The organism is Planctomicrobium aquicomposti (genome assembly GCF_051466325.1).
Classification (GTDB): domain Bacteria; phylum Planctomycetota; class Planctomycetia; order Planctomycetales; family Planctomycetaceae; genus Planctomicrobium.
In genome coordinates, this window is sequence record NZ_CP195792.1 from 4,478,061 (window position 1) to 4,498,675 (window position 20,615).

Here is a 20,615-nt window from a genome sequence, read left to right on the forward strand (position 1 = left end):
TCCAGCCCAATTTCAGTCACGCTGCACACTGGCAGTTTATGGCAGCAATCGAATTTTCCGAGAAAGCACAGCGCCAGTTGGCCTGAATTATTAGAAGTAATTCCTCTGAAGGGTGAACTTGCAGACTACGCGACACTAGCAGCCTGCGCTGCGTGTACATGCGACAGCATGGGGCCTGCATCACTTGAAGTCCAAGGAGTCGCTGACGACTTCTGTGATGGGTGTTATCAATTCAATCGTTCATATGCCTTAGGTAAACTGGAAGACGAGTGCACATGGGAGATGCCCAGTGAAACAGTTGTATACTGCCACCACCCATTACCGCAGCCATTAGACGCGTACGCCTTTATATTGTTCTATGCCGACAGATGCATAGTTTCTGTTTTTGCAGGTGTCAGTATAAATAATGACTCAGACAGAATTAGTCTGTGGGCAGATTTGACACTCGATGAATTTATTGGAGCCTCTAGCATCAAGTTGACGGAGCTTGGCAGCTTCATCTACTGCGATGTCTCCGGTGTCTCGGGGACCCTAAACCTCTCTCCACCCGACGAAGCCACCTTTCTCGAAGAGTGCTTTGGCAAAAACCGCCCCGGACAGTGCTCCACACCTATCCCTGTGCCTGTGTCTGAAACCTGTACCATTGAAATTAACTGTTGCGGATGCGGAGGTGGCGGAGGAAGCTGTAGTGGCGGCAGATGCACGCAGCCAGATCCCAGCCAGGGAACCGTTGGGGGGACGCTGCCAACCCCGTCGTCCGGCACCGGCAATGCGGAGGGAGGTCCCAGTTCCGCCAGCGGCCCCAACATGGGGACAGCCATAATCAGTCTGCCTAGCGAGTATGTCAGAATCTACCAAGAGTGTGAGACAGCTTCCGTATATAAATGTGACGGTGCAATCCATTACTATGTTTGCCCGGACGACGGCGGAAAGTATAAATCCGTGGGAAGCAATACCTCTAAATTCCAGAAAAATGGAGACGATACGTTCACGGAAACGGATGATGACGGGACAGAATACGATTACGAAGCCGTTGGCCCTGACTCGACGGGAAGAGTTTATCGAATCAAAAAAGCCTGTAAGGATGGAAGTGGGGGCGGACAACGATTGCTTGCGACTCCCGGGTTGTACATCTGGACCATCACCCGCGACCCCGGCGTGACCTATATCACCGATCCGTTCAGCCGACGTAATACGATCCTCTACGACGGCAATGGGAACCAGAAATCCTTTGAAGATCCGTATAATCGTCGCACCACATACAGCTATAGCCCGGGAGGGCTGCTGCTCTCAGCGACCACGCCTGAATTGTGCCAAACAGAGTTCCGCTACGACGGCAACAATCGGATCCTGGCTGCCATTGCTCCAGACGGCTTGCGGACCAGCTATGCTTATAATGGAATTGGAGCTGTGATTCGGGAGCAGGCTCCGGACGGCGGCATCACCACTTTCACCTATGTTTCCGGTGAGATCACCACCATCACCAAACCGCTCGGGCAGGTCACCACCCAGATCTACGACCTCTACCGCAATCTCGTCGGTGAAATCGATCCGCTCGGCAACCGCAGTACGTACGTCTACGACCGGCAACTCATGACCGTCCGCATCCCTCCCGTCGGCGGACGCACGACCTACACCTATAAAACCTTCTCACAGAACGTTCGCTGGCTGGAAGTCGAGCACACTCCCGCCGGCCGCACGACCTACGTCTACGATAACGATGAGTACCACATCGCCACCGTGACCCCCACCGGTGCTCGCACCACGCTGGTCCGCAACGTCGACGGCCGCATCATTGCCGAGGTCAACCCGCTCAATGCCCGCACCTCGTACCTCTACAACAACATGGGGCTCAACGAGACGATCATTGATCCGCTTAATCGCCGCACCACGATGCTCTACGATTCGCTCGCCCAGCTGATCACCACGATCGACCCCCTGGGAAACCGCACCAGTTACAGCTATGTCAACGGCCAGCGGGTCCTGACCGAAGATCCGCTCAGCCGCCGCACGACCGTGCTGTACGACCTGTCCAACCGCATCCTCGCCAATGTCGCTCCCACGGGGGCCCGCACCAGCTACCTGTACGATGCCGGGTGCCGCCAACTGGCCGAGATCAACCCCGCGGGCTATCGCACCACCAACGTCTACAGTTATGCCCGCCTGACAGCGAATATCGATCCGTTCAACCAGCGGACCAGCTATACCTATAATCTCAACGGCGAGCGGATCGCCACGACCAACGCGCTGAATCAGGTCAGCACCACGGTCTACGATGCTGCCGGTCGACCGATCGAGACAATCAATCCACTGGGAGCGGTCTCGACCACCATTTATAACGGCGTGGATCAGCCGACAGCGACGATTAATCCCCTCGGGTTCCGCACCAGCTATGTTTATGACTCCTCGCTGCGAACAATCGCTGTCGAAGATCCACTCGGCCATCGCACGACGACCATCTACAACGCCGACAGCCAGGTGATCGCCACCGTCGATGCGCTGAACCACCGCACCACCACGGTCTACGACACTGCCAGCCAGCCGATCGCCCAAATCAATGCCCTCGGCCACCGCACGACGACGGTCTACGACGCAGCCGGGCAGGAGATCGCAATGGAAAACGCGCTCGGCCGGCGGTACACTTATACCTATGATGCCGACGGCCAGCGGACACAGATCATCGATCCACTGAATCGTCGAACGACATTCCTTTACGATGCTGCCGGACAGCGCACCGTGCGCATCGATGCCCGGGGGCTCCGCACGTCCTATACCTACAACGCCAACGGCCAGGAACTGACCCGCCGGTACCCCAACGGCACCCGGACGACGTTCGCGTACGACATCCTCGGCAACCGGGTGCTGTCAGAAAATGGTGACATCCGCACCACGCTGGCGTATGATGCCCTGAGCAGAAAATCTTCGGTGACGACTGATATGGGTGCCAGCAAGCTTATCGCCTACAGCTACGACGCGGTCGGGAACCGGTCCAGAACAATCGACCCCGACGGTGGCCGGTTTACATACAGCTATGATGCCAACCAACGGCTTGCCGCGTTGCAGAATCCCCAAGGGAATCGGACCAGCTTCAGCTATGACGTCGCCGACAGAAGAACGGTGAAGCTCCTCTCGAACGGCACGCGGGCGTCGTATACGTACAACGCTGCCAATCAGCTCACACGACTTGCGAATCTGAAATCCGAGAGCACGACCATCAGCAGCTATGCTTATCAATATGATGCTGCCGGTCACCGCACCCGCATTGAAGATGCGAATGGCGTGGTGACGACTTACTCTTATGACGCCATTTATCAACTGACCCGCGAACAGCGCAGCGGCAGCACGGGAGGTTCGTGGGAAACATTCACGGCCAACGACTGGGACGCGTTCACCGCCGATCAGTGGAACGCGTTCCCCGCCACCGCTGCGGGCGCAGCTTATGACAATGAGTACGTGTACGATTCCGTCCGCAACCGGACCCTGGCCATTAAGAACGGTGACCGCACCACCACGACTTACGACGACGCCAACCAGATCGTTTATGCAATCAATAGTAGCGGCCGGACGACGTACACGTTTGACGCCAACGGCAACCAGACACTCATTCTCACCCCAACCGAGGAACGGACGACCACCACCTGGGACTATGAGAACCGGCCAGTTCTCAAGCAGTTGCCGTTGGGGATTCGAAACACAATGGCCTATGACCCGAACGGATTACGCATCAAACTGGAGGACAGTACCGGCACGACGAAGTTTCTCTATGACAATCAAGCCTACCTGGTGGACCTGAACGGCAGTAACGCCACCGTCGCGGTCTACACGCAGGAACCCTCCATGTACGGCAATCTGATCAGCCAGCATAGAGGCTCAGCAACGAGCTGGCACCACCAAGACGCCCTCGGCAGTACCATTCAACTGACCGATATCAGCCAGAATGTTACTGACACCTATGCGTATGATGCTTGGGGAGAGATTCTGGAACACACCGGAAGTAGTCTCAATTCGTTTCTGTGGATCGGCTCCGTCGGCTATCGATATAACACCGACACGGACGATTACTACGTCCGCCAGCGAGACTACGACGCTCCCACCGGCCGCTGGACACAGCCTGATCCGTTCCTATTCGCTGATGGGCCAAATCTGTACGTGGCGTACTTTGTGCCCGATGGGACGGATCCTTCTGGGTACAAGTTTATTGGCGACACAGACAAGTGTCCCGACGCCATGGGAAACTATGTTCGATGCAATGGTCGCAACATTGCATTTTATGCGGCGTGCATGGGAGAAGCGCATGGGCCATCGCTTCTGGTTGAAGTTACATGCGCCGGGGTTTGCGGATGGCTTGCCTATGCGGAAGTGGTAAGCTTTGTCGTTTGCGTCAGCACATGTACAATATTCGGATTCGCAAAACTTATTTGCGACAAATATGTGTGCGATGACGCGCTGCTAACACATGAGCTCCGATGTGGCAATCAGTTGAATCGCGAATGCTTCGCGGAAGCAGGAATTGAGCCATATCGGCCAGATTAGTTGTTGTAGTTTAATATTGCTGACCTAACTTTTATTATAAATAAAGATGAACAAGAATGTTATACTGCATTTACTACATATTGGGAATGTTGATTTCCGTGGGAATGTGGTTTCTCTCTAGTCGCCGTGCTGGCATAATGAATAAATGCCAGCTGCTTACGGTACGAGCCTGCTTGATGGTTTCGTTTGCATGCTATGCGATATTGCTGTTAGTTATACTTGACGGACATAAGCAGCTTGGAGTGATTGGTCGTTTTTTTGGTGTCGGACAGGACCGGCGCGGTGCTGCCTTTGTGGTATCACTTCTTGTTGCTGCAAAAGCGGGCTTATTTACATCATTCTTTGTTTTCATTTATGCATTGATTGCAGTGCGCGACCGCGGAAGTGGCCAGTAACACAGGGTCGATTCGACCGGCCGGGGAGTCCGGCATTTGCGGCCATTACAAGCGGCGGGGTGGGGTACTACAAAGACCCCGACACCGGGATCTACTACGTCCGGGCGAGAATCTATCAACCGACCAGTGGCAGATGGTGGAGTGTGGACCCGCTGGGGTTCGTCGACGGGTTGAATCTATACCGGGCGTACTTCGTGCCGGGGGGAGTGGATCCACTAGGAACCCAATGCGACAAAGTGTTTAACTCCGGCACGTACAATCAGGGTCGACCAACGATCCCTGAAGGTCCAACATACGATGTTTACCTCAATGAGTCGCAGGTTGGCTACGGTCCGTGGCTAATTAATGGATTTTACGAGTTCATAGGAAACCAAGGAATCATCGATTGGTATTATGGATCTGGCGATCCAATTTATTACATGCCCGGTTCTTTTGTGAATGAATATCGTCAACTCGAAGGTGTAAAGGCAGCCGAGAGCCGCGTGCACGACTTTCTTAAGCCATCGCAGCCTTTCCCTAAATGCAAAGAGACGTGGTGTTCTCTGTTTGGTGGATCAGTCGAGATACTCCCCCGCCTTTCCGAGATCGACATGAGACTGTTTGTGCAAAGACACTATTTATTTTGGAGAGCGAACTGCCAGTCGGGGCCCCCATCGGGGAACAAGAAATGCAAGTCGCCATTTAAGTGCACCGTCACCTGGGTTATGCACGACCTGTATGACTTCGAGCCTTGGAATCCATTGGGATTGCTAGGAATAGTTAATGGTGATTTTTACATTAGAGCGCAATGGCAGACGTCTGTGTCTGGTTTCGTTGAGGCCAAGGATTGCCGCTGTGATAAATAACCATAAAAAATGGACTTTATGTTTTGTTTAGAAACATATTCTTAACTTTATCTTTACTTCTGGTTGTTGTATGGATTACGCTGATCATTGTTGAGTTTGCATGTGGCTCAGTTTTGATTGATGATTATCTATCCGGTGTTATTTCTTGGTCGGCCATCTTTATGGCGGCTGGATTAGCGTGCCACAAAAAGCATAATCGGCGGGGTGGCACTGTCGGCTGATGAGGGGTGATCGGTCCGGAGCGTGTGCCACTGGCTCTGCCAGTGTCGATGTGCCATGACTGAACCAACAGCGTTCAACGGAAGTCACACAGTATGCCTCATCGAAAGCAGCTCAAACGATTTCACGAACCGGGCCACCTGCATGAGTTCACATTCTCCTGCGATCAGCGACGACCGCTGTTGACCCATGAAGTTTGGCTGAAGTGGCTGGCGGGGACGTTGACCGAAGCCTGCCGTTTCGAACAGGTCGAGCTGGTGGCGTTCGTTTTCATGCCGGAACAGGTTCATTTCCTGCTGGCTCGCAAAGAACCGATTCACGAAATGCGGCGGATTCCGGCAGCCATCCAGTCACCAGTTTCCCGGCAGGCGAAAGTGTTCCCGCCAGCTGCCGGGGAAGTGGATGGGCTGCAGCGACTGACGGTGGAGCGCGGGGACCGGACGGAGCGTCCCACGGATTGGAAATGGTCGAGTGCTCCAGTCACCCTCGCTCACGCTTCGGGCTCTGGGATCGACTTACTTGGACTTCGAGCGGGGGGCTGTGACTGGGCAGTTATCACCGAAATAGCATACATTAATCCCGGTTAAGATACGTAACGTATAACACGTCAATAAACTTCCGTAGAACCGATCGTCTTATTCATCAACAGGAGCTTTCCCCATGGCGACGCTGACTCCCTATAAAGGTCTGGATGTAGTCGAAGGTGCCACCGGAGCCGGGGGCATTGCGCTCACCGACAACTTCAAGGAGCTGGCGGACCGGGCTCCGTATCAGTCCGGCTCCAACCCGACGACAGGCAGCGACAGCAGCCAGGGCTTTGCGGTCAATGACCAGTGGCTGAACACCTCCACCGGCGTCACCTGGGTCTGCACGAACGCATCCGTCGGCGCAGCGGTCTGGAAGTCATTCTATTCCCGCACATCAACAGCATTGGAACTCATCCCCGCGGAGAGCAGTGAAGAAGTGAAGGTGGCTGGCAAGCTCACCGTTAGCGGGACGGGTGACAGCAGTATCGCGGGTAATGTCGGCATTGGCACAACCTCGCCAGGGAATAAGTTGCATGTCTCCAGCAGTACCGGCTCTGCCGATGCCGCCCGGTTCGTCTCGACCAACAGCAACATGAGTGTGTTCGTCGAAAGTTATCCCACAGGTCAGGCGGTCGCCGGTCTGGTGTTGAGAAATGCCAGCACCGGTGATGCGGACCGGACGATGTTCCTGCGGACACTTTCCACGCACGGAGCAGCTAATCGGTTGCTGGTCTATCACTATGTCAGCTCAACGCAAGTGGCCCTGCTGGAGATCAACAATTCCGGTCAGGTCTCGCTGTCGTGCAACGGCAACATCGGGCTAGGGGTGACCGCTCCGAAAACGAAGTTGCATTCTACTGGTTCGACGATTGTGGGAGCAGCGACCGCAGCTACGGCCGACGCGAACTTGAACAACAACGAAGTCAACATGTGGGTCGACGAGACCAACAACCAGCTGAAGTTCAAGGTGAAGTACAGCAACGGCACGGTCAAGAATGGCTCCGTGGCGCTGACTTAATCGAGGCTGCTCTCATCGCCGTCGATCAAACCGGTGGCGGCCAGGGCGGTGAGATCTCACAGTTCGAGCAGGTTGCTCTTTCCAGTGCCCGCGCAGCAAGCGTTTCGTATGGTGAAATGCTGACATCCGCGTGGCGAGGACGGGGCATTTAAAAGTCAAAATGCTCTAAAACCTTTTGTCATTCCTCGAAGTAGGGGGCATGCCTAGCGAGCCCCCTACTTCTGAGAGACGAGAATGCCAGGCTGCCCAAACTCGGTCCACGAGACTTCCGATTCCCGACACATTCTGCAAAATCAATCTTGACCACGCGTTGAAAACTCGCACAATGCTGCTCAAATAGTTTGCTGTCCGTGTCCGATCTCAACAACAGGTAGGGCCCTACCACGCAAGTCCGCAAAGTCCCATCAAGCACCGCAGTGCCAGGGCGCGAGCGTGAGACAGGGGGGGAGCCTGAACGGTTCACGATGAAGAGATGGCAATGCTTGCCGTGACTGATCGCGATGGATTCGTGATCTCTCTGATACTCTTCTCAGGTTCTCCTCGTGAACACCCCTCGACCGCCACATTCCGGCGCGGAAGCTCCGCGTCTCCGGATGTCCCCATTGTCCGAGCCGGAGGGGAGCGGACCCGCCCGCAGCGTGAGCGAGGACGGGACGCGACCCACCGGCTCGCAGCGCTCCCGGCGTCCTCGCAGGGCATCGTCTATAACATGCCCTGCTCACTATACAGAGCCGCAGGAATGGCAGTTCCTGGCGGCAGGCGTGGATTCGCTGGATGTCGGCCTCTATGTCGACTGGAGCTTGGCGGGGCAGTCGTTATTTTCAGATCTCGCAGACGGGAAGCTCCGGGCAGCGGGAACTGGCGGGGTTCCCTTTGGAGACGACGGAGCCTGCCTGCTTCTGCCTTCCGGTAAGCCGCCCTCATATGCTTATCATCTGCAGTATCCGGAATTCCACCTCTTTCTGGCGAATACAGAGACCCCGCGCTACGGCACTCCCAATGCTTATCTCTCGCTGAATTGCAGCCTGCTCTGGAGCCAGTGGATTCCCGGCTGTCTGAATGAACCGCTGGAAATCATTGAACGCTTGGGCGGGGAGTGCCAAGGCGTCAAGCCCAGCCGCCTGGATCTCTGTGCGGACCTCTTGGTCCCAGGTGGATTTCAACTCGAATACTTACAGAAATGCCGTTCTCCCCGCGACAACAAACAGCGACAGGAACTGGATGGCGAACGGCTGGAGACGTACTACGTCGGTGCGCGGCAATCCCCCATTCAAATGCGGCTGTATGACAAAGGCCGGGAGATTCGACACGGGGGAACCAAGTACTGGTTCAATGACATTTGGGGGACCGAGACAGTGGCGGACGTGTGGCGGACTGAGTTTCAGCTGCGACGTCCGGTTCTTAAAGAATATCAGATTCATGATTGTGAATCGCTGCTGGAATCATTGCCCGGCATCTGGCACGACTTGACCACCAAGTGGATCACGTTCCGGCATCAGGGAAATGACTCGAATCTGTCTCGAGCTGTTTACGCACCCTGGTGGCAGGCTGTCATCGATGCCGGAAAGACCTTCGGTGCGTTCACTCCGGTCAGTCGCCAGCGGACGCAATCCGCTGCTTCCATAGAATGGTATCTCTCCCATATCGGTGGTTGCTTAATCAGCTTTGCGGCTCGACGTCATCATCCGCATCTGGATGCGGCTCTCTACGATCTGACCCAATTGCTCCAGACTCATCTCTATCTCCAGTGGCGGGAAGCCTATTTCGAGAAATGCGTGAAGCTCGGTATTGATCCGGGATACCTGCTCCGGGCATCACCTCCCTCCGAAGGAGGCCCTGGTCCAGCGGGGGGCGATCCATGAGTAATCACCATGCGCCTTGCCCTAAGACTCAACTCAGCGAGAGATCTTCTGTTCCCCTTCCTGCTGGGACGCCGAACTGGATCACGCCGGAGCTGGTCGAGCAGACCCTGAAAACCTGGCAACCGCATTACTCTCAACTCCTGACGGTCGAAGAGGCGATTGCTATGATCCGCAATGCAGGTCGTCTCTTCGATGCTCTCTCCGGGAAATAGATGATGAAGCAGTTCGTCGCTTTGGCTCGTGTCAGCAGCCGGGAACAGGAACGCGAAGGGTTTTCGCTAGAGGTTCAGGAAGACGCCCTCAAACGCTATGCCGAGCAGGCGGGTGGTGAGGTCGTCAAGTTCTTCAAGATTGCGGAAACCGCCAGCAAAGGCGAAGAGCGGAAATCATTCCGCGAACTGATCGCCTACGCCAAGAAAAACGCTTTCGCCCTGGATGGCCTACTGTTCTACAAGGTGGACCGAGCCTCCCGGAACCTGTTCGATTATGTCGAGCTGGAACGGCTGGAGTCGGAATACGATCTGCCGTTCATCTCCGTCTCACAGCCCACCGAGAATACTCCGGCTGGTCGCATGATGCGGCGGACTCTGGCCAATATGGCCAGCTTCTATACCGAACAGCAATCGGTTGATGTCCGGGAGGGTTTAGCAAGGCGTGTCAAGGACGGCTGGTTTGTCGGTCTGGCGCCTTACGGCTACCGGAATGCTCGGAAAGAGGGTCGGGGCATCGTCGAAGTCGATCCTGATCCAGCTGCCAACGTGCAGCGGATCTTCCATCTCTACGCTTACGAGAACTGCACGCTCGATGGTCTGGTGGAGACGATCAACAGCGAAGGGCGTCTCTGGCGGAAGTCCCAACCGACATTTCCCCGCAGTTCGATCGCCAACATCCTGAAAGATCGAGCCTACATCGGTGAATTGGAGTACAAGGGGAACTGGTATCCCGGCAAGCACAAACCGCTGATCGACCGGGCGACTTGGGACCGCGTGCAGGCTCTCCTCGGTAGCAGTGTCTACCATTCCACGACGCTGACCTACGCCGGTCAGTTCATGACCTGCAGCCACTGCGGTCATCCGATCACCGGCGAACTGGTCCGGAAGAAACGCAAAGACGGCGGCATCAACGAACACGTCTACTACCGCTGTACCCGGTACACGAAAAAGAATCATCCCCGAGTTCGGGTCAAAGAAGCCGACATTGAGCAACAGGTGCTGGCGTTGTTCGACAGGATAAAGATCGAGGATGAATCCGTCCGGGACTGGTTCAAGGTCGTGCTGCGTTCCCAGACCAAGGACGCCCAGGCCGACGCTCTGGCACAACGGCAGGAACTCACCCGGCAGCAGACGCTGCTCTCCAAGCAGCAAGACCGGCTCATCAACATGCGGCTGAATGAAGAACTCGACCAGGATCTGTTTGCCAAGAAGCACCAGCAAATCCGCGACCGCATGGCCTCCATCAAACTGCAACTGGATGTATTGGACCGCTCGAAGGACGAAACAGCCGAATTAGCGGTGAAAGTGTTTGAACTTTCACAAACCCTGAAAGAGAAATGGCTTACCGCCGACTACGCCACCAAACGCCGATTGCTTGAAATCGTCTGGTTGAACTCTGTTCTCGACGGCGTAACTCTTGTCCATGAAATAAGAAAGCCCTTCGACGTTCTCGCCGAAGGGCTCGTTTCTGAAAGAAGTCGGGACGACAAGATTTGAACTTGCGACCTCTTGACCCCCAGTCAAGCGCGCTACCAGGCTGCGCTACGCCCCGATCTCCTCACAACCACCTCCGCCAATGCGGGTCTGACCGCGAGGAATGCGGATCGTAGTCCGTACGAATTGATGCTGTCAATCCGTCCGGCCATCCCGGGAGGCAACATCCTCATTTCTCCCCCTTCCGCGAGGAACGCGGGAGCCGTTCTCGCCTCTCCGTGGCGAGCGACTCAAGAAGGAACACCGCTTTCCAACGAGCTCCTACCAACGAGTTCCTACCGTCAGTCCCCAGAGATTTCAGGGCGATCCCTCGTTGCGTGGAGACCACGTCGTGCCGTCGTCGGCGAGACTTGCCCCGGATAACTTTACCGGGAGATTGCACGCGTCGAGCGGAGTGAGCGGCAAGTCCGCCTGCTGTGCACCGGGAAGCAACAGCAAGCTCCATCGCAACGACGATCAGACGCCTGTCGATTCACTCCGAGATGACCAGCCCACGAGCTGGCGGGGAATCGCTCATCCCCAGCCATTGAGCCCAATAAGCCTCCTGCTGTGGGCGGATGACATATCGTCCGCGCGCAGGTCATGTTCTAACTGCCCAACTGGCTGGCTGGAACATGTTGCTCGTTCCAGTCCCCGCGCTGCAGGTGTTTCGGAGGGTTGAAAGGCTGACGTCCACGTGGCGAGGGCGGGGCAATCGAAAGGCGAAAATGCCCTGGCAGGCCGGATCCGGGACTTTCTCACCGAATGCGAGAAAGTCCACCAACCCGGTCCGCTTGCAACCATCCTCGCTCGATCGACCTGTCGTTGTCTCTATCGGGGAGCGACGATCGCGGGGGCCTCGCCGGTGACGGGGTCCGGTTCCGGGAGCAGTGCCGTAGCGGCGTCGAGTTCCTGCTGAACCTGAATGGCACCGCTCTTGCGGCCGAGCCAGAAGCCGAGCACACCCCACACGAGCGTAATCGGAATCGCCACAGAGGCCAGCCCCACCATTCCCATTCCGAGGCTCTTGATGACGGCTTCAGTCTGCGCGCCGATCACATCGCCGCCGCGATACACGAAGGTGTCGGTAAAGGCTTTGGACTTATACTTGTCCGCGCGACTGACCACGGTGAACAACGTTTCGCGGGCCGGTCTCATGATCGACCGTTGCACTGACTTGAACATCACGTCCAAAGCCACCAGTACCCCCAGCGAGCTGAAGATCGCCAGCCCGAGGAAGCCCCCGGCCATCATCAAGGGGAGCAACGCCAGTGCGACGGAGACTCCGAATCGCTTCATGACGTGACCGGCAGCCACCAGCTGCAGGACCAGCGTCGCGATCTGGGTGTACAGGTCAATCTCGGCAAGAATCTTCGTGTGGGCATCCGTTTCCTTCTTCAGTTCCGCCACCATCTGCAGACGGGTGAAGTAGATGAAGGTCGCGATCACCGACAGGATGAGCATATAGGCGGAAATCCCCAGCAGGTAGCGGGAACGAAACACGGCCCGAATCCCTTCCCAGGCGCTACCGCCGATGATGGACCGGCTGTCCTGTTCAGCCGCTTCCCCCCGCTCGTCGCGCTCTGGCTGCATCATGCCGATCACCCAGGCAGTCACGATGGAAACTCCCAGAAATCCGGCCGCAACCAGCAGCAATGCAGGCGTTCCCCAGGTTGGTGCCAGTTTGGTCGCCAGCCAGGGGCCTGCGATGGCTCCGAGCGTTCCCCCGACGGCAATCGTGCCGAAGAGCCGTTTGCTTTGTTCGAAGGTGAAGCGGTCCGCCATCAACGCCCAGAAGATCATCGTGCAGAACAGATTGAAGACGCTGAACCAGACGTAAAAGACCATCCCGCTGGCTTCACCGACAGACTGGGGCGCGCGAGTCAGCAATCCGTAGAAGCCGATCAGGCTCACCATAAAGAAGCCATACGCCAGGGTGATAAACGTCACCCGATTGAAGCGGCTGACCAGCCAGCTGAAGACCGGATTCACCGCCAGTGAGACGAACGCTGTCCCGATAAACAACCAGCGAATGTTGTCCATTCCGCTTTTCATGCCGAGGGCATCGCGCGCCGGCCGCAGGATCATCAATGCCGTCAGGACGCAGAAGAAATAGAACGCTGAAACCAGGAGCGGTGCAATTTCTTCGCGCCGAACATTCACAAATCGCTGCAGTACGGAAGTCATGAAGTCCCTTACGGAAGGAAATAAAAGGAAGGGCAGCAGAGGGGGCGGTCTCACGGAGACCTCTTTAGCAGCCAGCAGGAGAGCGGTCCCGGAGACGGAGAACAACGTCGACCGTCTCCAGGAACAGAGACTTTCCGCTGGTCAAAAATGCACATCAGCAACACGAGCCGGTTGCCCATATCGACGGGGGAAACTTCATGTTCCCCCCGATCAAGCCGCTTCGCGATGGAATCAGCTCAGAGTATCCCAGTACTTTTCAATCTTCTGACGCATCGCAGCGTCCGGCAGTCGACCCCGTCCGGCCCCCTGATTGTCGAGCATGTGCTTCAGCTTGGTCGTTCCGGGAATGGCCACCGTCACCGCGGGATGTGAAACAACGTACTTCAGGAAGAACTGGGCCCAGCTGTTGGCGTCGAAATCGGCAGCCCACTCGGGGAGCGGGCGATTCGCGACCTTCGAGAAGGTGGAGGCTGCCTGACGACGACCGCCAAACGGCATATTGATCAGAACTGCCAGCTTCCGTTCCTGAGCGACTTCGAGCATCTCTTCCGCGGCATTGCGGTTTTCGAGCGAGTAGTCGACCTGAATGAAATCGAGCGGATAGGTTTTCATCGCTTCCAGCATCCGCGGATACTGGTCATCGGACGAGGTGCTCATGCCGACATACCGGATGCGGCCCCCCTTCTTCGCGTTTTCCAGAGCCGGCATCATCTTCTCGACACCGCCGAGCTGATGGATCTGCATCAGGTCGATCACGTCCGTCCGCAGCGCCTTGAAGGAGACATCCAGGACTTCTTCGGGGTTGGAGAAATCTCCCTGAATGGGGGTCTTGGAAGCGATGAAGTAGCTCTTCCGGTTCCCCAGATTTCCGAGCAGTTCACCGATCACTTCTTCCGACTTTCCGTAGGCACGGGCCGTATCGATCAGCTTTCCACCCGCTGTCGACATCTGCTCGAGCACTTCGCGCAGCGGCACTTTTTCGTCTTCGGTCTTGGCCCCATAGGCATTGGTTCCCAGTCCAATGACCGGCAGCTTCTCACCCGTGGAAGGAATCGCCTTGAGAATTTCAGGCAGGGCGGATTTCTCGGCAGCCATCGCTGCGAGAGACTTCCCCCAGACCAGACTGGCCAGCATCCCCGCTTTGATCGCATCGCGACGGGAGATCGATTGAAGATTCATCGTCAGTGCTCCTGTGTTCGCCTCAAGAGTGAGAAGGGAGACCGCTGCGCACGTGATGAAACCTGGGGTGCGGCCACAGCAGGTTTGACTTAATTGCAGCAACAATCTTGCATTTGTAAGATCGTAAGGACATCTTTTTAGGCGTCAACGATGCGGCCGCTTGAATTGAATGCTCAGTACGATTTCACTGACCGACTGTCGTGATCTCTGGAGAACTACAGCCTGACAAAAGGCGGAAGCGGGAACGTTTCCACTTTGTGGGCATTCGACACCATCCCGGCACAGTTACTGAATCAGTCACGGCGACTGGATCAATCACGGCTGCCGAAGAATTCTGCCGTCGACACTCGAACTCTCTTCTGGAAAGTCCCGCCATGAAATACTCCCTCTGGATGGTTGCAACAGCAGGCCTGGCTGTTGCCTCCACAGTGGCCCCCTGCCAATCATTCGCTGAAGAGGTCAGAAAGGCCCCTGCCTCAGCGCAGGCAAAGCCATCGCAGCAGGATCTTGCCGAGGAAATCGGTTCGCTGCGCAATGCCCGGGTCGCGATTCCGACAGACGGTGGCAAAGTTGAGGTCACCTATTTCGCCAGTTCTCTGTCTGACTCTGAGGTGAAGAAGCTCAAGGAGTTGGCTCCGAATGTCCGGATTGTCACCGGTCTGAACGCAGCAGCCGCCCTGGCCCGCGCTGGGGAAGCACACGGCATTGATGCCCGCTATGCCACTCCGGAGTTTCTGGCCAAGGCCGACAAGCTGGTCTGGATTCAGGTTCCCAGCGCCGGCGTGGAACGGTTCGCGACAATGGAACCACTCGCCAGCAACGACAAGATTGTGCTCACCAACTTCCGGGGAGTTCATGGACCGACGATTGCCGACCACTCCATGGCGATGCTGCTGGCCGTGACCCGCGAACTGCCGATCACCGCCGCCCCTGATGCCCGCCGCGGTTCAGGCCGTCGTAAGGAAGCGGGGCCCGGTCCCATTGCACTCGAAGGCAAGACCATGCTCGTGGTTGGACTGGGAGGAATCGGCACCGAGATTGCGCAGCGGGCACACGGCTTCGGAATGCGGGTGATCGGCACCCGTCGCAGCGACTCTCCCAGCCCTGACTACATCGCCAAGGTTGGAAAGCCTCAGGATCTGCTGTCGATGCTGCCCGAGGCTGATGTCGTCGCCATCGCTGTGCCGCTGACGCCGGAAACAGAAAACCTGTTTAACGCCGAAGCCTTTGCCGCCATGAAGCCCAATTCCTATCTGATCAACATTGCCCGCGGCAAAATTGTCGACACCAACGCCCTGCTGCAGGCACTGGAAAGCGGCAAGCTGGCTGGAGCCGGTCTCGATGTCACCGATCCGGAACCGCTGCCGCAGGATCACCCGTTGCGGAAGTTCACCAATGTGGTGGTCACTCCCCACGTGGCTGGACATTCTCAGGTTACCCGGGAACGGGGTGCTGCCCTGCTGCAGGAAAATCTTCGACGCTTTGGAGCAGGTGAACCGCTGCTGAACGTCGTCGACAAGAAAGCGGGTTACTAGATCGTTGTGGCGATGCGCTCTCTGCCGGCCGCACCGCGTTGAGCACATCAGCCACGGATTCCTGGCTGCGTCAGATCTGGAGCAAGTCCCTGTTCCACGAACAGCGGACTTGAGTTCGGAAAGCCCTCCATCTCTTAAAGAACGCATGCAGATCGGGGCATCGCCCTCCCTCTGCATGCGTTTTTTTCTTGAAGATCAGCCATCTGCCGCAATCGACAGCGACCGTTGTCCCCTGCCCCGTCAGATGTCGAGCACAATCTTGCCGAAGTGCTGGTTCGACTGCTGATGCCGGAACGCCTCCACAATTTCCTCCAACGGGAAATGGCGGTCGATCACGGGACGAATGCCGGTCGAGTCGAGAGCACGAATCATCTCCCGCTGCTGCTGTCGATTCCCCACCAGCACTCCCTGCAGTCGCAACTGCTTGATTAACGCCGTCAGCACCGACAGCTTCCCTTCCAGTCCGGTCAGGATCCCGATCAGCGAAATGTGACCTCCGATCCGGGCCGCAATCATCGATTGCTCGAGTGTCCCCGGCCCACCCACTTCAATCACGTGATCCACGCCCTCCCCTCCTGTAAGTTCCAGGACCTTCTTCCCCCACTCCGCCGTCTCGCGGTAATTCAGCACCTCATCCGCTCCCAGTTCCTTGAGCCGCTCCAGCTTGGCCTCGCTCGAGGAGGTGGCGATGACGGTGGCTCCCATCGCCTTCGCAAATTGCAGTGCAAAGACGGAGACGCCGCCGGTCCCCTGCACGAGCACGCGGTCTCCCGCTTTCAACTGTCCATCGCTGACCAGTGCCCGCCAGGCAGTCAGGCCCGCGGTCGTCAGTGTCGCGGCCTGTGCATGAGTCCACCCCTTCGGAGCATGGGTGAAGTAATTCGTGTGGACCGTCACCACTTCCCGGGCGTAGCCATCAACGCCGTCACCAGGCACCGTTGCAAAGTCCGTGACCTCAGGTTCACCATCGAGCCATCCGGGGAAAAACGTGCTGACGACAGAATCGCCGACTTTGAATTCGGTCACCTGCGGTCCGACGGCGACGACTTCACCCGCCCCGTCCGCCATCGGAATCCGACGTTCCGTCGGTCCCCACAGGCCGCTGACCACCGCCAGATCGTGATAGTTCAACGAACTGGCGCGCAGGCGGACAGTCATCTCACCCGCCTGCGGAGCCCGGGCAGGAGCGTTCCCGAGGACGACCTTGTCGTAACCTCCACCGGGCTCAACGAAGACTGCACGGTCCATCACACCACCTCCACACCAGAAAACCAGCAAACCGCTTGCGCTGCCACACAGGCCATACGAGTTCCCGCAGTTCACTCCGACTCATGAAAGTGTACCCGAGACCGGGGGTTCTGCGAACCGGCCCCGGCAGGAAGTCGGTCGCCCGTAGCACGCCGAAGCCCACGCGACGTCAGAACAATTTCGAGTACCATGGTGAGTCTGGAGGCAAACCCATGACGCGACCCTGCACGCTGATCGTCCTCATCCTGTTCACGCTCCCCTTGCAGGCCGGGCCGCCGGTCATTCGCTCCGCCCGTCCCGCTCCCGATCTGGACGCCCTGTTCCAGCAGACTTCCGGCTGGATCGGAGCTGACGGTGCCTACTCTGTCGCCGGCCCAGAGAGCCGCACACTCTGGCTCTTCAGTGACACCTTTGTCGGCAGCATCGAAGGAACAAGGCGAATCGACAGCACGCTCGTCAACAACACCGTCGGCGTCCAGGAGGGGATCGGCGGACCGATTCGATTCTTCATTCGCAAGGACTCATCCGGAGAGCCCGCAGCCCTGTTGACTCCCGCAGATGGGATCGGCTGGTTCTGGATGCAGGCCGGCGTCCAGGTGGGAAACCGACTCTGGTTATTCCTGACCCAGGTGGAACGGCAGACCGACGACGTTTTCGGCTTTCGGTTGATCGGCCAGTGGCTGGCGGTCGTCTCGAATCCCGATGCCCCACCCCTTGAGTGGCAGGTTCGACAGATCCAGCTGCCAAATACTCTGTTCCTGTCACAACGCACACTCTCGTGGGGCGCTGCTCTGTTAAAGAGTGGAGACGATCTTTACATCTATGGGACCGACGAGCAGCGACAGGCAGGAGCCGTGCCGAATCGACAACTGATCGTGGCTCGCGTGCCGGGATCATCCGTTGGCGACCTGACCACGTGGCGTTACTTCTCTCAGGGGAAATGGGTCAGTGATTTCAGGCTGGCGAGTCCGCTCGCCGGTCTGATGGGGACCGAGTTCTCCGTCACGCCGCTCGGCGACGAGTTCCTTCTGATCACGACCGAATCCGGTCTCTCCCCCCGGGTCATCGCCCGCACGTCGAGTCAGCCTGCGGGACCGTGGTCCGCACCGAGCCTCGTCTACACGTCCACTGAAACATCACGCGACAAAAATCTCTTCTGCTATGCCGCCAAGGCCCACCCGACTCTCTCCACTCCCGATGAAGTTGTGATAAGTTATGTTGTGAACTCGTTCGATTTCTCCCAGTTGACCCGCGACGCGACCCTCTACTGGCCCCGGTTCGTGCGAGTTCAAATCGAATCCTCCCCTCCGCAGCGCTGAACGCCTTTTCGGGAATGCGCACTCTCCCGGATGCGGTCGCTGCCGGACAGCCCACCTTGTCTCCCTCTCCCCCCTTTGTGAGTCCTGTGATGTCTTTGATTTCCCGTAGCGGCTTCAGTGCATTGTTTGTCTGGAATCTCATGATGCTGTCGACGATGCCTGCAGCGGCCGCCGATCTGAACTGGCTCGCGACAGCTCTGACCGCTCCGAACGATGTCCCCTCCCCTTCGCGGCCGTTGCAGCCACTGCTGCGAACAGCGGAGGGCCGCACCATCACCACCGAACAGGAGTGGCAACCGGTCGCCGCAGACCTGAAGAAGAAGTGGCTGGAGTTTCTCGGTCCGCTCCCTCCCCAGCAGGCGGAACTGGAGATCAAGGTGCTGCAGACCGATGAACTGGAGAACGTGACCCGCCAGTTGCTCGAGTACAACACCGAGCAGGGTCGACGGGTGCAGGCGTATGTTGTCCGCCCTCGCGAAACCACCGTGACACCGCGACCGGGGCTGGTCGTCTTTCATGGGACGACGCCGGACGTCAGTCGTTCGGATGTCGGACTGGGAACGGTCAAGCCGGGACGCGACATCGGGCTGAAACTCGCCGAGCGGGGTTATGTGGTGATCTGTCCCAATAACTATCTCTGGGAAGAGTCGACCTACCTGAAGGCGGTCGCGGCCGCCAGAAAGAGAAATCCTGAAAGCCTGGGGATGGCGACAATGGTCGCCGACGGCATGCGGGCGGTTGACGTGCTGCTCACTCTTCCCGGCGTCGATGCGAAGCAGCTGGGGACCATCGGCCATTCCCTGGGGGCCAAAGAGGCTCTGTATCTGACCGCTCTGGACGATCGGATTCAGGCGGGTGTCGCCAGCGAAGGGGGCCTCGGCCTCGACTCCACCAACTGGGAGGCAGACTGGTATCTCGGGAAGGCGATTCAATCTCCCGATTTCCCCCGCAATCATCATGAGCTGGTGGCACTCATTGCTCCCCGTCCCTTTCTGGTTCTCGGTGGAGAAACGGGCAAGGGTTGTGCCGACGGAAAACGCTCGTGGCCCTACATTGAAGTGGGGCAGCAGGTCAGCAGACTTTATGGAGTCGAGCCCCGCCAGGCACTGCTGATTCACAACGAGGGGCACCTGTACTCACCCGAGTCGCAGAACAAATCCTTCGACTGGCTGGAGCATTTCCTGCCGACGAAGTCGCCATCGCCCGCCGGGTGGTGACCAGCCTCCTCACAGGCAATGCCAGATGGGTGAAACGGTCTGGCAGACCATTCACGCTGACTACTCGGTCAGCGATTCGTTGCCCGAAACGGTCAGCACTCCCTCCCGGTAGGCGCGCGATGCCTGATCCGAAATGTGCCGCACTGTCCCATCAGCAGACAGGGTCGCGAGCATGGATGCGTGCGGGATTTTTGTCTTGCTGTTGAATGTCAGAAAGAACTCGGGGCTGGCGTCATGGGGGGACATCCAGTGCACTGCTTCCGTGGCAGTTGTCTCGAAAACCATCAGCGTGGCGGAAAGCGGATCGGTGATCTCCGACAGCGGCCGAGGGCGATCCGGCAGGAAGCAATAATCCGGTCCCACTGCGGCCATGTAATTCGTGAAGCCCGCCGGAAGTTTAAGCCCCGGACACTGATAAGCAGGCAGAGTCTGTTCCCAGGCGAGACGGTTGGCCGGATCATCCCACGGCTTCGAGAGGTCAATCCTCTTATAGAGCGGAGCCTGATCCAGATAGGGCAGAATCAACGTCCGCCAGCTGTGCAGGCGGTTGCCATTCCCATCGACCGTATACGCCGGCGGCAATGCTCCCCAGCGATCGACATAATTGTGCAACGCCAAGCCGATCTGCCTCAGGTTATTCCTGCACACTGAGCGTTTCGATGCGGGACCGCTTCCCACGGCAGGGAACAGCAACGTGATCACAAATCCAATGAAGACAGCAATCGCGACTGCTGCCAGAACCCAGCCCGAGAAGACAATCGCGAGCAACTTCGACGTCACTGGTTGCACGCCATTGGAGGAATCTGGACTGTCCATCGTCGCACTCCTCGCTGCAGTTCACAGCTG

At 57.5% G+C, this 20,615-nt stretch carries 14 protein-coding genes and 1 tRNA gene; 10 read left to right on the forward strand and 5 right to left on the reverse strand.

Annotated features, from left to right (window positions below; genetic code table 11):
• Positions 1-942: 942 nt before the first annotated feature.
• From SH664x_RS17250 to SH664x_RS17280, 7 genes are all read left to right on the forward strand, one after another.
• Positions 943-4,533 (forward strand): RHS repeat-associated core domain-containing protein, encoded by a 3,591-nt coding sequence (locus SH664x_RS17250; protein WP_437202997.1) that lies wholly within the window; start codon positions 943-945, stop codon positions 4,531-4,533.
• A gap of 56 nt (positions 4,534-4,589) precedes the next feature.
• Positions 4,590-4,928 carry a hypothetical protein gene (locus tag SH664x_RS17255; protein ID WP_437202998.1) on the forward strand — a complete coding sequence of 113 codons (339 nt, stop codon included), beginning with the start codon at positions 4,590-4,592 and terminating at the stop codon, positions 4,926-4,928.
• Positions 4,929-4,987: 59 nt separating this feature from the next.
• The gene (locus SH664x_RS17260) at positions 4,988-5,773 is read left to right on the forward strand and encodes an RHS repeat domain-containing protein (RefSeq protein WP_437203000.1); all 786 of its coding nucleotides are present in this window, start codon (positions 4,988-4,990) and stop codon (positions 5,771-5,773) included.
• Positions 5,774-6,087: 314 nt separating this feature from the next.
• Positions 6,088-6,579: a hypothetical protein gene (locus SH664x_RS17265; RefSeq protein ID WP_437203002.1), complete on the forward strand. Its 492-nt coding sequence runs from the start codon at positions 6,088-6,090 to the stop codon at positions 6,577-6,579.
• Between the two features lie 73 nt (positions 6,580-6,652).
• A complete protein-coding gene (locus tag SH664x_RS17270) occupies positions 6,653-7,537 on the forward strand; it encodes a hypothetical protein (protein WP_437203004.1) in 885 nt (294 codons plus the stop codon).
• A gap of 761 nt (positions 7,538-8,298) precedes the next feature.
• Positions 8,299-9,399, forward strand: a complete 1,101-nt coding sequence (locus SH664x_RS17275; RefSeq protein ID WP_437203005.1) for a hypothetical protein — start codon at positions 8,299-8,301, stop codon at positions 9,397-9,399.
• A gap of 212 nt (positions 9,400-9,611) precedes the next feature.
• The gene (locus SH664x_RS17280; protein WP_437203007.1) at positions 9,612-11,108 is read left to right on the forward strand and encodes a recombinase family protein; all 1,497 of its coding nucleotides are present in this window, start codon (positions 9,612-9,614) and stop codon (positions 11,106-11,108) included.
• Here SH664x_RS17280 and SH664x_RS17285 read toward each other — a convergent pair.
• The 3 genes from SH664x_RS17285 to SH664x_RS17295 all read right to left on the reverse strand — a co-directional run bounded on the left by SH664x_RS17285 (position 11,090) and on the right by SH664x_RS17295 (position 14,450).
• Positions 11,090-11,163 (reverse strand) — tRNA-Pro (locus SH664x_RS17285). The genes SH664x_RS17280 and SH664x_RS17285 overlap by 19 nt on opposite strands.
• Positions 11,164-11,915: 752 nt before the next feature.
• Positions 11,916-13,271 carry an NTP/NDP exchange transporter gene (locus SH664x_RS17290; protein ID WP_437203008.1) on the reverse strand — a complete coding sequence of 452 codons (1,356 nt, stop codon included), beginning with the start codon at positions 13,269-13,271 and terminating at the stop codon, positions 11,916-11,918.
• Between the two features lie 231 nt (positions 13,272-13,502).
• A complete protein-coding gene (locus SH664x_RS17295) occupies positions 13,503-14,450 on the reverse strand; it encodes an aldo/keto reductase (RefSeq protein ID WP_437203009.1) in 948 nt (315 codons plus the stop codon).
• A 374-nt stretch (positions 14,451-14,824) separates the two neighbouring features.
• Here SH664x_RS17295 and SH664x_RS17300 point away from each other — a divergent pair, with 374 nt between their 5' ends.
• Entirely contained in the window at positions 14,825-15,985 is a 1,161-nt protein-coding gene (locus tag SH664x_RS17300; RefSeq protein ID WP_437203010.1) for a D-2-hydroxyacid dehydrogenase, read from the forward strand.
• A gap of 240 nt (positions 15,986-16,225) precedes the next feature.
• On the opposite strand, the gene SH664x_RS17305 is transcribed toward SH664x_RS17300, so the two are convergent.
• Positions 16,226-17,233: a zinc-dependent alcohol dehydrogenase family protein gene (locus SH664x_RS17305; protein ID WP_437203011.1), complete on the reverse strand. Its 1,008-nt coding sequence runs from the start codon at positions 17,231-17,233 to the stop codon at positions 16,226-16,228.
• Between the two features lie 212 nt (positions 17,234-17,445).
• On the opposite strand from SH664x_RS17305, the gene SH664x_RS17310 reads away from it, so the two are divergent.
• Complete coding sequence (locus tag SH664x_RS17310) at positions 17,446-18,552, forward strand: DUF4185 domain-containing protein (protein WP_437203013.1); 1,107 nt, start codon at positions 17,446-17,448, stop codon at positions 18,550-18,552.
• Between the two features lie 89 nt (positions 18,553-18,641).
• A complete protein-coding gene (locus SH664x_RS17315; RefSeq protein WP_437203014.1) occupies positions 18,642-19,769 on the forward strand; it encodes a dienelactone hydrolase family protein in 1,128 nt (375 codons plus the stop codon).
• A gap of 60 nt (positions 19,770-19,829) precedes the next feature.
• Here SH664x_RS17315 and SH664x_RS17320 read toward each other — a convergent pair whose 3' ends face one another.
• A complete protein-coding gene (locus tag SH664x_RS17320; RefSeq protein ID WP_437203016.1) occupies positions 19,830-20,585 on the reverse strand; it encodes a DUF1559 family PulG-like putative transporter in 756 nt (251 codons plus the stop codon).
• Positions 20,586-20,615 lie beyond the last annotated feature (30 nt).

Bases quoted from the DNA above. Each gene is read 5' to 3' on its own strand.
- SH664x_RS17255 (WP_437202998.1), top strand. From the start codon at position 4,590: ATGTTATACTGCATTTACTACATATTGGGAATGTTGATTTCCGTGGGA.
- SH664x_RS17265 (WP_437203002.1), top strand. From the start codon at position 6,088: ATGCCTCATCGAAAGCAGCTCAAACGATTTCACGAACCGGGCCACCTG.
- SH664x_RS17270 (WP_437203004.1), top strand. From the start codon at position 6,653: ATGGCGACGCTGACTCCCTATAAAGGTCTGGATGTAGTCGAAGGTGCC.
- SH664x_RS17280 (WP_437203007.1), top strand. From the start codon at position 9,612: ATGATGAAGCAGTTCGTCGCTTTGGCTCGTGTCAGCAGCCGGGAACAG.
- SH664x_RS17290 (WP_437203008.1), bottom strand. From the start codon at position 13,271: ATGACTTCCGTACTGCAGCGATTTGTGAATGTTCGGCGCGAAGAAATT.
- SH664x_RS17295 (WP_437203009.1), bottom strand. From the start codon at position 14,450: ATGAATCTTCAATCGATCTCCCGTCGCGATGCGATCAAAGCGGGGATG.
- SH664x_RS17300 (WP_437203010.1), top strand. From the start codon at position 14,825: ATGAAATACTCCCTCTGGATGGTTGCAACAGCAGGCCTGGCTGTTGCC.
- SH664x_RS17305 (WP_437203011.1), bottom strand. From the start codon at position 17,233: ATGGACCGTGCAGTCTTCGTTGAGCCCGGTGGAGGTTACGACAAGGTC.
- SH664x_RS17310 (WP_437203013.1), top strand. From the start codon at position 17,446: ATGACGCGACCCTGCACGCTGATCGTCCTCATCCTGTTCACGCTCCCC.
- SH664x_RS17315 (WP_437203014.1), top strand. From the start codon at position 18,642: ATGTCTTTGATTTCCCGTAGCGGCTTCAGTGCATTGTTTGTCTGGAAT.
- SH664x_RS17320 (WP_437203016.1), bottom strand. From the start codon at position 20,585: ATGGACAGTCCAGATTCCTCCAATGGCGTGCAACCAGTGACGTCGAAG.